Here is a 12,249-nt window from a genome sequence, read left to right on the forward strand (position 1 = left end):
AACATTGTTGTGCCCTTACTGTGGTCTATTCAAATGCAAATTGCTGTAAAAGCGAGAATATTTACTTTATATTTCTAACTATTTTCCAAAATTACTTGATTTTATCTGGTCTTTAAAACGCATTTACCGCATTGTTTGATTTTGCTTGTCAGCGAATAGTTTTTCTTCTAAATTGGGCATCTTAAAACAAGAGTAAGTTATGATGTCTGATTAAAGTTAAAAATTATGAACCAAAATCGTCATAAACAGCCGAAATTCAAGCACACCGCCGCAAAATTATTTAAAGGCTTGGAGAAACATCTGATAAAAGTGACGAATACTGCGGAGAAGATATTCAACCAGCAAAGAGAGAAAGAAAAGCAGCGCGTTGCTCATGCAAAATTTCCCTGGCTGGAACTGATGCAGCTGTTTGGCATTCATCTAGCGATTGGTTGCTTGCTGTCTTTAAACATCTCGAATTGGTCAATTTTAGGATGGGGTATTGCAATCCTGATATCTTTGATTTTTACAATTTTTGCTTTCGATGACTTAATGTTTACATATAATTATTTGTTAGCAGTAATTATGGATGTGCTAGCTAGTCCTTGGACTAGGGCTGCAAAACAGTTAAAAGATGTGTTCGCACGTTGGATTTTTAATAGTAATAAAGCTGATTGGTTAATTGATTTGTTACAGGGCTTTGTACCGTTGGTTAGCTTTTTGCTGGTCTTAATAGTTGATGCTTTGGGTTTTGGAAGCGGTTACTTAATTTCCAGAATAGGAGCAATAGTAATTGGGTAATCTAAATTTACTAGACCGAAAATTTATGCGATGCCTTCTCTTTGACAGGCTTAGACAATGCCAACACTCGGTGTAGCGATCGCTCTAATTTTGCGACTTCAATTAGCTGTAAAGTTCATCTTATTTTATCGTCCTTTAGTGGAAGGATTTGGCAATGGAGTTGAATTTTGGGTTGTTAGTTGCTTGGCTGCGTTTAATTCTTCTTGCAACATTTTCTGATAAACTTTAGGCAAAGAACTACTAATAGAGTTAGTTTCTATGCCATATCCCAAACTTGTCCAGGTGGGAGAAAGTAGCCGCAAAACTTCATTTAATTTTCCCTGACGCAAGAGTTGAGAAATATCAGTTCTCCAAACTCTTGAATCATTTAGCCAACGATAAACTACTATGTCTTGATATTGTGGTTCAAAACTATAATTCACCCAAAACATTAACCGCATTGGGTTTGGGTGATAGCGAGGGGCTATATTATACCAGGTAGTATTGATGATTTGATATCTACCTGCGGCAGTGGAACAATTACCTGTGTTGGGGCCTGTAATAATTGTGATGCATATCTCAGGATGTCGGCTGAGGTCGTTGACTTGCTGTCCACCATACAACAGAGAATAAGGACGGTTACCATTTGCCTCACTTGCTGAGATGGTTCGCATTAAAGCGCGAATATAAGGGTCGCCATCTTTCATCACCAAAGGTGGCTGTTTAACTTCAAAGACCGGATCGGAAGGCGATCGCAATTCTCCTTGAATATACCACTGCAACAAACACACAAAGCCCAAAAGCGCCGCTATTGGCCCAATCAGTTTTTCAACACCTTTGAATTCAAAGCCTTTCAGAATTTGACTCCTTGAAATTTGCTTTTTTCGCTCATAAAAATTATCGACGAACTCATTGTGACAAAGTTCGCGTTTGTTGTCAGTTATGATTCCTGATTCGCCGATTTTGTTGATTAGAGGGAGTGAGGAGTAGAGAAGCAAGACATTTGTTTCATTTATAACGCGTGCGCCGCACCTAAACATTTTCTACTGAAATATTTCTGGAATTGAAATACTGACTAAATTATAGAAATCATGCCTTATTGTATCGAAAAGTGTATCTTGAGAAAGATATTGTGAGATTTATTCTTATGTTTAAATTAGCACGCAGTTATATGTACTTAAATAGTAGTTGCTATACAAGGAAAACAGATGTCTGAAACTGAATCGAATTCAGAAATGTTATATAGAGTTCTCGGTAGTACAAATGAGAGAGTTTCTGCCATCGGACTCGGTGGTTGGCATATTGGCTTGAAGTACGTTGATGAGCAACTCGCCATCCGAATTGTTCGCACAGCGATCGATCGCGGCATTACTTTTATGGATAATAGCTGGGATTACAACGGTGGAGTTAGCGAGATTCGCATGGGAAAAGCACTGCGCGATGGCTACCGTGACAAAGTGTTCCTAATGACGAAAATTGATGGCCGCTCTAAAAAAGCAGCAGCAAAACAGCTAGACGAATCACTTCAACGTTTGCAAGTTGATTGCATCGATCTCGTTCAGCACCACGAAATTCTTCGTCATGAAGATCCATATCGAGTTTTTGACTCAGAAGGTGCCAACGCTGCTTTGATTGAAGCGCGAGAAGCTGGTAAGCTGCGATACATTGGTTTTACTGGACACAAAGATCCCTACGTGCATCTGCACATGCTGGAAATTGCAGCCAGTCATAAATTTAAATTTGATACAGTGCAGATGCCGCTGAATGTAATGGATGCACATTATCGGAGCTTTGAAAAATTGGTTTTGCCAGAACTAGTCAAACAAAACATCGGCGTTCTTGGCATGAAAAGCCTAGCAAACGGTATACTTTTACGCTCAAAGACTGTAGAGCCAATCGAGTGTTTACACTATGCTCTGAATCTGCCGACATCGGTTGTAATTACCGGGATTGACAGTATGGAGATTCTCGAACAAGCCTTTACAGCGGTGCGGACATTCCAGCCAATGGATGAACAACAAGTGCGATCGCTCCTAGCAAAAACCGCAAAAGCAGCATCAAGCGGCGAGTTTGAACCATTCAAAACTTCATCAATTTTTGATAGCACTGCTCAAAATCTAGATTGGCTAGGAGATGAGCCACAACGCATTCAACAATTGATGCCAAATTAAAGAAGAATACAGAATTCAGAATTCAGAATTAAAGATGTTTCCTTCTACATATCATTGTCAGAAGCATTCAGAGAATAATCAGCTGCTGCTTGGGTGCGACGGCGGCTCATTTTTTGTTCGTAGTCATCGTAGGCGATACAGATCCAAATTAAAGCCATAAATAAGATGGTTTTGTTAAAGCTTTCTGCTCCATTAGGAAATAAACTGCCAGCAGGTATAATGCCAAATGCCAAAGTAATACTAAAGGTCATTAGTATTAGTAATAAACCCGTCCAACGCACCCAATAATTGAGAGCAAACAACGCACCAAAAACGATTTCTGCTAAAGGTAACAACCAGGCATAAGGAATAGCAATTAGCCAAGGTAGTGGCCCTAATCCTTCCCATCCCGGTGGAATTCCAGGGCCAATTATTTGCAGTTTTTGAATTAGAACTGTTTGGTAGAAACCGTTAGGAACGCTAAAGTTGAGATAGTTAGCAATACCAGAAAGAACAAAGAAAACACCTATAGTTACGCGACTGACAACAACAGCCGTCCGTAGATTGAGCAAGTATTTCATAAGTGGACTCCTAAAAATGAGATTTAGTTTGAATAAACTTCGGGCATCAGTGTCGTTCGTTAACTGTTAACCGTCAGCGGCGAACAATATAAGTGGCTCTGAAATTTCAAAGCGTTAAGTTCCGTTCGCTCTTAGCGTTGGCGCAGCCTTCGCTGGAAGTCGGCGCTCAGACTTCTCTTTGTATCCCCGCGTCCCGCGTCCTTCAACGAGAAGGGGGTGTTAAGCGATCGAGTAAGGTGGGTACACCTGTCCAACCGAAATTTTGTTGGAATTGCATCGGGAAAGCAGCCCGCCAGACGAGGGGAGTTGCCAAAATTAGTCCAGCAGCGACGGTTGCAACGCCATACAGTAAAGGGGTTTGTCCTAACTGCATGTGAGAAAAAGGGCGATCGCGCCCGAATAATTCGTCAGTCAGCCATTCGGTTGTGGCTTTGCGATTATGTGCAGAGTTTGGTAGCAGTTGTAAATATGTTGCTTCGCGAATAAGATGACCAGGTTGTCCTTTAATCTGGACTTTGTTAAACAAGTTAGCAACACCTTCGTTGAGTCCCAGTTTCATCAAAGTACCGCGCATTTGAATTTGCACGGATGTGGCGGGTTTACCTTCCCCAAGCCGCTTGAGATTGTGAGCGATCGCTTTTCCCTGTTGATAAGCTACTTGGGCTGTGGTTGGTTGGGGATTACCGCTATCTGTGGCACAGTCTCCAGCCGCAAATATTTCAGGAAAATCAGGTAGTTGCAATGTAGATGTTACCAGCAACCGACCGCGATTCTTTGGCACTGGTAACTCCATCAACAAAGGATTGGGAGCAGTTCCAGCAGTCCAAGCGATGGTTCCAGCAGGTAAAATTTGGGTTTGCTCGTGTTGACGGTACTCTATACCATCTGCGTGAATCTTGGTGACAGCGGCATCAAATAGAAAATCCACAGGAACTACCCGACGTTTGAGCGCCCGTTGTACTGTACACTTCAAATGGCTGTTCGCATCTCCTTTGAGGATTTCTCGGCTGCGGTTCACCAGTACCACCCGAATTTCATCGGCATCACCGCCCAACTCGTCGTACCAAATGGGTAGTAAATCTGCTAACGTACAAGCCAGTTCGATGCCAGCCGGCCCCGCCCCAATGATGGCCACAGTTAGCAGTAGCCGGCGATATTGCGAGTCTTGAGTTTGAATTGCCTGATGCAGCCTGTGTCGCAAGTGTTTTCGCAAAGCCATCGCCTCTTCCCCAGAGGTAAAGGGTATGGTATGTTCCGCAGCACCGGAAGTATCGAAGTAGGTTGTTTTACTGCCCAGTGCTAATACTAAGTTACCGTAGTCAAAAACCCTTCCAGAGGCTAGGATGACTCTGCGTTGATGTGGGTGAATTGATTCCACTGTGTCCTGCACAAAAGTGACACTACTATCAGCTAAAAGCTCTTTGTAGCGCGGGTAAACTTGTGTGCTGTGTAATTCGCCGCTTAATAGTTCATATAATAAGGGTTTGAAACTAAAGCGATCGCGTTGCTCAATTAAAATAATAGGATGCGCGTAATTTTGATGGCTTAAGTGCAGAGCTGTAAACAGTCCAGCAAAGCCACCACCCAAAATGACTGTGGGATGAGATGCTTGCTGCATAGGTGTAAGAGTCGCTGAGAGTGAACTGCTCTTAGTATGCCGACACCTAGCAACTCTTAAGTGATGAAAAAATAAAGCTTAACTGAAAAATTCCAAGGAATTTACAACATAGTTTTCATTACTTTCTCAGCAATAATTCAGATTATTGAGTTACTTAAACTCAGATAAGCACTTTTCATCTGTGATGTGGGCTGCGAAAAGACGAAAGTTCTGAAATTACCCTTTTCCCTTTCCCCAAACCGTATTGTACCCTCAGCTGTAACACTGCTTAGCAATAGAATGACGCTTACTGAGTTTTGGCTATACTAGTGGTCTGGCAAGTCATCTTTGCTTGGTGACAGGTAGGGGAGGAAAAAATATTGTTGAAAATGACTCTTTCTTTGCGTGACCTAAACAGCAATTTTGGGTTGGTCGAATACTAGACTTTTTCAGATCCTATGTATGAATAAAGATACAAAGTTTTTCCTGATATTTGGCTCAATATTCGCTGGTATCGGCATCATAATTGCTGTCACGGGCATAATTATTGGATTGAACACTCGTTCTTTTGTAGCCGCAGCAATTCCAGCACAAGGGACAATCATCGAGTTGGTGCAACGTTGGTCAACTGATAATGGGCGTTCCTCCTATGTCTACTATCCAGTGGTGCAATATACTACTCGTTCTGGCGAATCAACAGTGTTTGAATCAAATACAGGTGCTAACCCACCACAATTTACTAAAGGTCAGCAGGTAAAAATTCTATACATTCCTGACAAACCAGATTCTGCAACCATCGACTCCTGGGTAAGTTTATGGCTTTCAACTCTAATCTTGACCGGCTTAGGGTCGATTTTTACTTTGGTTGGAGGAAGTATATTACTCAAATCGTTTCCAAGTTTGCGGTAGAATTCAAAATTAAAATAGTCTTTTTGGCTAGCTATTAGACTTACATAATGCGTAGCAATGTATTTTGAGAATCAAATAAAATAATCGCAGCGACTATTAACACAACCGCTGCAACTACTAATGACTAATACTTCTCTACGAGAGGCTGCGCCAACGGCTCCGCTCAGTACAAGTGACTAATGACTAATGACAAATAACAATTAAACTTGAATTGCCATGCCTTTATCTTCATTCTTTGGCTGTGAACTCAATCGATCTAAAATTTCTAAAACTTCTTGTTCAAAAGCAACTTGAGCGCGATTAGTTTTACCCCCAACATATAAGCGATCGCCTTTTTGTAATGCCCAAATTTGCGAGTGCGAAAAATAACTCATCACCACACCCAACATTAATAAACCAAATCCTGAATAAACAATTGGTATGCCAGGATCGGCTTTAATTTGTAAACCTGTGCTGCCAATTACCTCTATTATTTTCAATTTCACGCCATTGACTTGGGCAGACATCCCAGCGCGTATAGTATTAATTAATTTGCCACTGGCATCATAAATTAATACCATTCCTTGCAAATCTTTGGCTAGCACCGAGACACCCTCACTCAAATCTGGTTTAATAGGAATCCAGGTTCCCCAAATTGCACCTTGACCGTTGGTATTCAGCTTGACCATCGGTAGCTGGAAAATTGGGCTGTTATTAAATTGGACGCGAATAGCTGCAATTCCCCAATCAGTTTGGTAGAAAGTTACGCCATGATAGCGCAGAGGTTGGTTGACGAAAATCTTTTTGCGGTCAACTTCTTTTCCCTGATTATCTAAAACAGATAAATCTGAATAAAATTGATCGATGCTTCCAGTTGGAGTGTAATCAATCCAAAAACGATTAACTCGCACAGACCAATCTTTCGGCACTTGGTCTACTGCTAAAGGCCCGGCATCTATAACATTTTTAACCTGAAATGTATCGCCACTGGCAACCATTTCCTGGGCAATAAATCCGGTCATTGCCCCCCAAATTCCCCCTAGCAAAATAGTCACGATACCAATATGAACTATAATTGGCCCAATACGTCCGACTATTCCCTTGCGGGCATATAAAACATTTTCTTTTTCTGGATCTGAAAAAATTTTATAGCGGCGGTTCTGCAATATTTCCTTAAGAGAATTCAAAGAGCCAGTATCTAATTCTGCACTTAAAGCTAGTTTTTTAAATTGCCGCGGTTCTTCGTAATATTTCCAGCGTTGGGCTGCTTTTAAGGCTGGTAGCTGACGGGTAAAAGAACAAGCAGTTAAGCTAGTGCCAAATAAAATGAGTAATGCTAAAAACCACCAAGTACGATATACATGATCTAAGCCAACTACTTGAATTACTTTCCAAGTTAAAAAACCAAACAATGCTGGATGTTCTGGATAATTAGCTTGGTAAAATGCAGGAGACTGGCCTTGCTCGATTACAGTACCGGTAGCGCTAAAGATGGCAATCAATAGTAATAGTGCGATCGCCAGTCGTAAATCTGTTAGTACAGGCAAAAACTCTCGGCGTAAATACTGCCCAGATACAGCCCACCAACTAATTTTTTTGGAAGTCGAATCTTCTAATGTCATTACTCACATGTGTTAATGGGTGTACAATCTTGAGAATCCAGAATTCAGAATTCAGAATTCAGAATTCAGAAAAATATAATAGTTCAGCACTTGGGAGACAGAATCACAAATTAGAAAGAATTTAGTATGATTTGTAAATTGATTCATCAAATGTTATTCTAATTCTTTAACTATTCTGACTCCTGAATTCTGAATTCTGACTCCTGCCTTCTGCCTTCTGCCTCCTGCCTTAAAAACTACCAAGGGGAATTCGAGAAATTAAAGAAAATACACCGAATCCTACTAATAGCGCCCCACTGACTGGATTAATCCAACCAGACCAGCGGCGTAGTTCTAGCAACTTTTTAATTGAAGCAGTAAAAGTGCCTGCTAAAATCAATGGTGCTACATAACCAGCTGTATAAGAAAGTAGTAAAACAGCGCCTAAAATTAAGTCTTGTGTATTAGCAATCCAACCAAGCAAGCTAGCTAAAACAGGCGTGCTGCAAGGAGATGCAACTAAGCCGAAAGTCAGTCCCAGCAAATAAGAACGCAACCCTGCTGGCAAATCTTGGGAAATCCAATTCGTTTCACCCAAGGATGGAAATTGCAGAGGTAGTGCTTCTAATAAGTTCAGCCCCATCAGAATGGCGATGATGCTCACTATGATTGGTAAACCGACTCCTACCTGACCGTAGACTTTTCCCACTAAACCTGCTAATATTCCTAAACCGGCGAGAGTAGTTGCTAATCCCAAAGCAAACCAAGTTGATTGGGCAACGCCTTGGAGACGGCTTTTGGCTTCATAACCGCCGATATAGCCAATGGTAATTGGCAGCATCGAAAGCATACAGGGCGTCAGGCTGGTGAGCAAGCCAGCGGCAAAGATCACAGCAACACTCACCACGCTAATGTGCGTCAGTTGCTGAGAAACAAGGGCGTTGGCAAATTGTTCTAGTTCGTAAAGTCGGGTTTCCAAAGTCTCAAGCATGGAGTGTTCCTAAGCGTGAAATGCTTACTCTGCTTGAATTTTAGCTTAACTTTAGCTATTTCGCTGCCAATGACGGGGCAGGGGGCAGGAGGCAGCACTTCGACTAAGCTCAGTGACCAGGCAGGAGGCAGAAGGCAAGAGGTAGAATTATTGCCATTCCTAGCGTGGCTACAGCTATATATACAGATCGAGAAACACGATCTTACTCCAAAAGCGATCGCCCCATCCACTAAAAGACACAGTTAGCGCAGGGGTCATATCTTATAGTCCAAGATTTTTTGCTATGGAAACAGATGTAGAGACGTTGCATTGCAACGTCTCTACCAGCTAGTTATTTTCCGTAGCAGATTGTACCTGGAGTATCTTCGGGTTTGAACTTGTTACATTCTCTGTTATTTGGACGTTCTAACGACCAACCGTAGGATTTGTCGGAGGTAACGACGCCATCATTCAAAATTGTTAGTCGGTAGTTTGCCGCCCGAAAATTGGTAAACAGCAATTTGGCATCCTTTAAGTTTGCTGCTTCTAAATTAGCGCTCATGAAACCTGCATAGGACAAATCGGCTTTTTCTAGGGATGCTGATTTCAAGTTTGCACCCGTTAAAGAAGCACCAGTAAGATTCGCCGAATTGAGAATTGCACCCTCTAAATTCGCACCTGTCAGATCGGCATTCGTGAGATTAACTTGAGATAATGTTGCACCACTCAAGTTAGCCCCCCGCAAATTGGCTCTACTTAGATTCAGTTGAGTTAGGTCAGCACCACTCAAATCACACCTGGGGCAAACATTTGTCGCCTTCAACTGTTCCAAGTCTTGCACGTTTGATGCAAAAGTCTGGCCTGCAAAGCCGAAACTAGCTAACAGGGAGAGGGTGGCGACAATCTTAAGTTTCATATTCGTTACAGATATTTACAAGGATGACAACTAATGTACACTCGGTACTGTCATAATTACATATAGAACCTGCTAAGTGAATAACAGGAATGAAGCATTGATTAAGAACCGATGAATATAAGATAAATTCTTGCGGTAGGACTACTCAAAGTTGAATCTAGGCTATACAATCGAGTCGTAAGGAACTATACCGAACTATTTATAGACTACCACATATGCGATCCCCCTAGCTCGATGAAAAAAACGACTAGGGGGATCTTGTTTTTGGCATAGGGCATGGGGAGATGGGGAGATGGGGAGATGGGGAGATGGGGAGATGGGGAGGACAAATGACAAATGACAAATGACAAATGACAAATACCATTTACCTCCACCCCAAAAAACGCAAGCCAGGGACAATTAGGTAAAAACTCACTCCTAACCAAAAGCTGAGAAACAAGCCTACAGAACCAAATAAAATCAGAGGCTTGTATAACTCTGTCCAGCCTGGTTGAGTGGAAAATTCCAATATTGGAGGTGCTAAGTTTAAAAGAATCAAAGTTGCATAGCCGATCGCACTACCAAAGCCAGCGAACACTGCATAAACTACATGATGGCTGCGAAGTCCTAAACTAAGGGTGAGTAAGCAAACTCCCACCAAAATCATTGCCACTAAGCCCTCGCCGCTGTTTCTTGGCGTTATGAATTGCAAAATCAACCAGCCGAAGCCATAACTAACGATCCCCATCAAGGAAGCTACTAAAAATCGCCGCCGCTGACCAAAACACCCGGATACTGTCAGCCCCCATGCGGTTCCCCAACCCGCAGCCACGAAGACTAAAATATCTGCCCCAAAGTTTGGTTGAGTGTTTGGAACTAATTGGTTAACCTGAATCAAAAGAAATTCCACAATGCGAGGCCCTAAGCTGGTGCGATAGGCCAAAATAAAACCAGCGATCGCACCAAAACAAGCACCAAAACTAGTCAGCATCATCGCCCAAATTGTTGCCAAACAAGCTCGGACAATTCTGAGAATTGTCTGAATAATAAAAATAAGGGTTTGATTTACACCTTGGCCTAATTGACCTAAAGCTCGTTCGACAACTTGCGTCAGCTGTGTCAAGTTTTGGGAGGCTTGGGTTGAGGTTTGCTTGAGGCGATCGCGCAGTTGGGAAAATAATCCCGGCGATGGTAATGGTTGAGAAATCTTCGCTAGCCGTTTTTGAATTATTGCTGCATTTAGCGGACGCGATCGCACATCTTCCTGCACCATCTCATCCAGCAAGTCTCCTAACTGTGGGTTGACATTGACTTGGGTTCGCCAGCGCAACTCGCCAGTTTGTTGGTCTTCTAAATCTGGCGGATACTTCCCCGTTAGTAGTTCAATCATCGTTCGACCAAGGGCATAAAAATCGGCACCAGGCCCCACAATCCCTCCAGTCACCTGTTCTGGTGGACTGTAGCCAGAAGAAAATAATCGAGTGGAACTAGATCGGGAACCCACTTTTGAAGGGCTAACTTGTTTTGCTCCCCCAAAATCAATTAATACGAGGCGATCGCTTTTTGGTTCCCCTCCAAAGGTATCCAGCATCAAATTAGAAGGTTTGATATCTCGGTGAATAATTTGACGTTTGTGTAATTCTTGTAAAATCTCTACTGCTTGGGCAAACCAGTTTAAAACCAAATTCTCCGGACACCCTTGTGGATATTTTTGTAATATCTCTTCTAATGTCTGCCCATTGATTTTTTCCATTACCAAACAAGGTAGTTGGTGTGGTTTGGGGTTGAACAAATTAAGATGAAAATACCCGTCAGCTTCAACTCTGGGCACTCCTGGATGCTGTAATCTCGATAAAACCTCCGCCTCTTGGGTAAATAATTCCAGTGCTTTTGGCGAATCTTCTACCAAAACTTTCAGCACTTTCTCGGTTTGAGTTTTTTCATCCCAAACCGTGTAAATTTGAGCAAATCCCCCGGAACCCAACCGCACAATTGGAACATAGCGGTCTAACAACTGTAGCGGTGCGCCACAACTGTTGCAAAATTTGTTTCCCCAAGGCTGAGGATAAGGACGTTGACAATCAGGATTTATGCAGTGAACCTTAGAAAAACTGTACATCAACGCTTTTGGGCATAATAAATGCAAAGATTCTCGTTTAATACTCAAATACCCTACTTTTAGCATTGTTAAGTATAAATTATTGATATATTTTTATACTCAATAACCATGCTCGACTAATGCTCACCCTCTGAGGGAAGGCAGAATAAAAGCTTATATCTATCTTAAATGGTAGAAGTTCTCCACGCTCATCAATAGCTACCATAACTCAACTTATCCTTAAATTTAGCGGGTAGTGTGTTACACCATCTCCCGTCATATCATTGAGCTAAAGCAATAGGGATTAGTAATGTAGATGGAGCAGTCATGGTCTAATGATGAGCTAAGTAAAGAAATTACGCAAATAGCGAATCGTTTTAAGTTATTTGAGTGTGTCGATTGCGCTGAGGCTATTAAAGAGTTTTTAACTCAAAGAAGAGTCCCAGGAAAACATATTAAACTGTATACAGGGAAAGCCCAAGGTAAGTATGGCAATATTTACCATGATGCCCTTCAACGTAATATTGCTACAAACGGTCGCCATGAAGGGATTGTAATTAAAATTAAAGGACAAGAAATTGTGTTTGATAATATTCACCATGAAGGCATTGCTAGAGAAGATTGGATGGCAAATCTCTACTGTCTGGCAATGGATTTGGGTGGTGGCTTTGAGGTAACAGAGATTGAATTTTAAATAAGTTTTGGACTCC

At 41.9% G+C, this 12,249-nt stretch carries 11 protein-coding genes; 4 read left to right on the top strand and 7 right to left on the bottom strand.

Features of this window, described 5'->3' with window-relative positions; all coding sequences use genetic code 11:
* Positions 1-225 precede the first annotated feature (225 nt).
* Positions 226-780, top strand: a complete 555-nt coding sequence (locus tag NSTC745_RS17290) for a hypothetical protein (RefSeq protein WP_445638234.1) — start codon at positions 226-228, stop codon at positions 778-780.
* A gap of 125 nt (positions 781-905) precedes the next feature.
* On the opposite strand, the gene NSTC745_RS17295 is transcribed toward NSTC745_RS17290, so the two are convergent.
* Positions 906-1,580 carry a glycoside hydrolase family 24 protein gene (locus NSTC745_RS17295; RefSeq protein WP_445638633.1) on the bottom strand — a complete coding sequence of 225 codons (675 nt, stop codon included), beginning with the start codon at positions 1,578-1,580 and terminating at the stop codon, positions 906-908.
* A 387-nt stretch (positions 1,581-1,967) separates the two neighbouring features.
* On the opposite strand from NSTC745_RS17295, the gene NSTC745_RS17300 reads away from it, so the two are divergent.
* Positions 1,968-2,930: an aldo/keto reductase gene (locus NSTC745_RS17300; RefSeq protein WP_445638235.1), complete on the top strand. Its 963-nt coding sequence runs from the start codon at positions 1,968-1,970 to the stop codon at positions 2,928-2,930.
* A 44-nt stretch (positions 2,931-2,974) separates the two neighbouring features.
* Here NSTC745_RS17300 and NSTC745_RS17305 read toward each other — a convergent pair whose 3' ends face one another.
* Complete coding sequence (locus NSTC745_RS17305; protein ID WP_445638236.1) at positions 2,975-3,490, bottom strand: DoxX protein; 516 nt, start codon at positions 3,488-3,490, stop codon at positions 2,975-2,977.
* A gap of 202 nt (positions 3,491-3,692) precedes the next feature.
* Positions 3,693-5,108 (bottom strand): NAD(P)/FAD-dependent oxidoreductase, encoded by a 1,416-nt coding sequence (locus NSTC745_RS17310; protein ID WP_445638237.1) that lies wholly within the window; start codon positions 5,106-5,108, stop codon positions 3,693-3,695.
* Positions 5,109-5,549: 441 nt separating this feature from the next.
* Between NSTC745_RS17310 and NSTC745_RS17315 the strand changes: the two genes are divergently transcribed.
* Entirely contained in the window at positions 5,550-5,996 is a 447-nt protein-coding gene (locus tag NSTC745_RS17315; protein WP_445638238.1) for a DUF3592 domain-containing protein, read from the top strand.
* A gap of 200 nt (positions 5,997-6,196) precedes the next feature.
* Here the strand turns inward: NSTC745_RS17315 and NSTC745_RS17320 are convergent, their stop codons facing one another.
* The 4 genes from NSTC745_RS17320 to NSTC745_RS17335 all read right to left on the bottom strand — a co-directional run bounded on the left by NSTC745_RS17320 (position 6,197) and on the right by NSTC745_RS17335 (position 11,560).
* Positions 6,197-7,597 (bottom strand): cytochrome c biogenesis protein, encoded by a 1,401-nt coding sequence (locus tag NSTC745_RS17320; protein WP_445638239.1) that lies wholly within the window; start codon positions 7,595-7,597, stop codon positions 6,197-6,199.
* Positions 7,598-7,826: 229 nt separating this feature from the next.
* Entirely contained in the window at positions 7,827-8,567 is a 741-nt protein-coding gene (locus tag NSTC745_RS17325) for a cytochrome c biogenesis protein CcdA (RefSeq protein ID WP_445638240.1), read from the bottom strand.
* A gap of 331 nt (positions 8,568-8,898) precedes the next feature.
* Entirely contained in the window at positions 8,899-9,462 is a 564-nt protein-coding gene (locus NSTC745_RS17330) for a pentapeptide repeat-containing protein (protein ID WP_445638241.1), read from the bottom strand.
* Between the two features lie 364 nt (positions 9,463-9,826).
* Positions 9,827-11,560 (bottom strand): protein kinase domain-containing protein, encoded by a 1,734-nt coding sequence (locus NSTC745_RS17335; RefSeq protein WP_445638242.1) that lies wholly within the window; start codon positions 11,558-11,560, stop codon positions 9,827-9,829.
* Positions 11,561-11,855: 295 nt separating this feature from the next.
* Between NSTC745_RS17335 and NSTC745_RS17340 the strand changes: the two genes are divergently transcribed.
* Positions 11,856-12,233 carry a papain fold toxin domain-containing protein gene (locus NSTC745_RS17340; protein ID WP_445638243.1) on the top strand — a complete coding sequence of 126 codons (378 nt, stop codon included), beginning with the start codon at positions 11,856-11,858 and terminating at the stop codon, positions 12,231-12,233.
* Positions 12,234-12,249: the final 16 nt, after the last annotated feature.

This window comes from Nostoc sp. DSM 114161, from assembly GCF_052692665.1.

What these genes read in the sequence shown, in the direction of transcription:
- NSTC745_RS17300 (WP_445638235.1), top strand. Translation starts at nt 1,968, where the DNA reads ATGTCTGAAACTGAATCGAATTCAGAAATGTTATATAGAGTTCTCGGT.
- NSTC745_RS17315 (WP_445638238.1), top strand. Translation starts at nt 5,550, where the DNA reads ATGAATAAAGATACAAAGTTTTTCCTGATATTTGGCTCAATATTCGCT.
- NSTC745_RS17330 (WP_445638241.1), bottom strand. Translation starts at nt 9,462, where the DNA reads ATGAAACTTAAGATTGTCGCCACCCTCTCCCTGTTAGCTAGTTTCGGC.
- NSTC745_RS17305 (WP_445638236.1), bottom strand. Translation starts at nt 3,490, where the DNA reads ATGAAATACTTGCTCAATCTACGGACGGCTGTTGTTGTCAGTCGCGTA.
- NSTC745_RS17340 (WP_445638243.1), top strand. Translation starts at nt 11,856, where the DNA reads ATGGAGCAGTCATGGTCTAATGATGAGCTAAGTAAAGAAATTACGCAA.
- NSTC745_RS17290 (WP_445638234.1), top strand. Translation starts at nt 226, where the DNA reads ATGAACCAAAATCGTCATAAACAGCCGAAATTCAAGCACACCGCCGCA.
- NSTC745_RS17325 (WP_445638240.1), bottom strand. Translation starts at nt 8,567, where the DNA reads ATGCTTGAGACTTTGGAAACCCGACTTTACGAACTAGAACAATTTGCC.
- NSTC745_RS17310 (WP_445638237.1), bottom strand. Translation starts at nt 5,108, where the DNA reads ATGCAGCAAGCATCTCATCCCACAGTCATTTTGGGTGGTGGCTTTGCT.
- NSTC745_RS17320 (WP_445638239.1), bottom strand. Translation starts at nt 7,597, where the DNA reads ATGACATTAGAAGATTCGACTTCCAAAAAAATTAGTTGGTGGGCTGTA.
- NSTC745_RS17335 (WP_445638242.1), bottom strand. Translation starts at nt 11,560, where the DNA reads ATGTACAGTTTTTCTAAGGTTCACTGCATAAATCCTGATTGTCAACGT.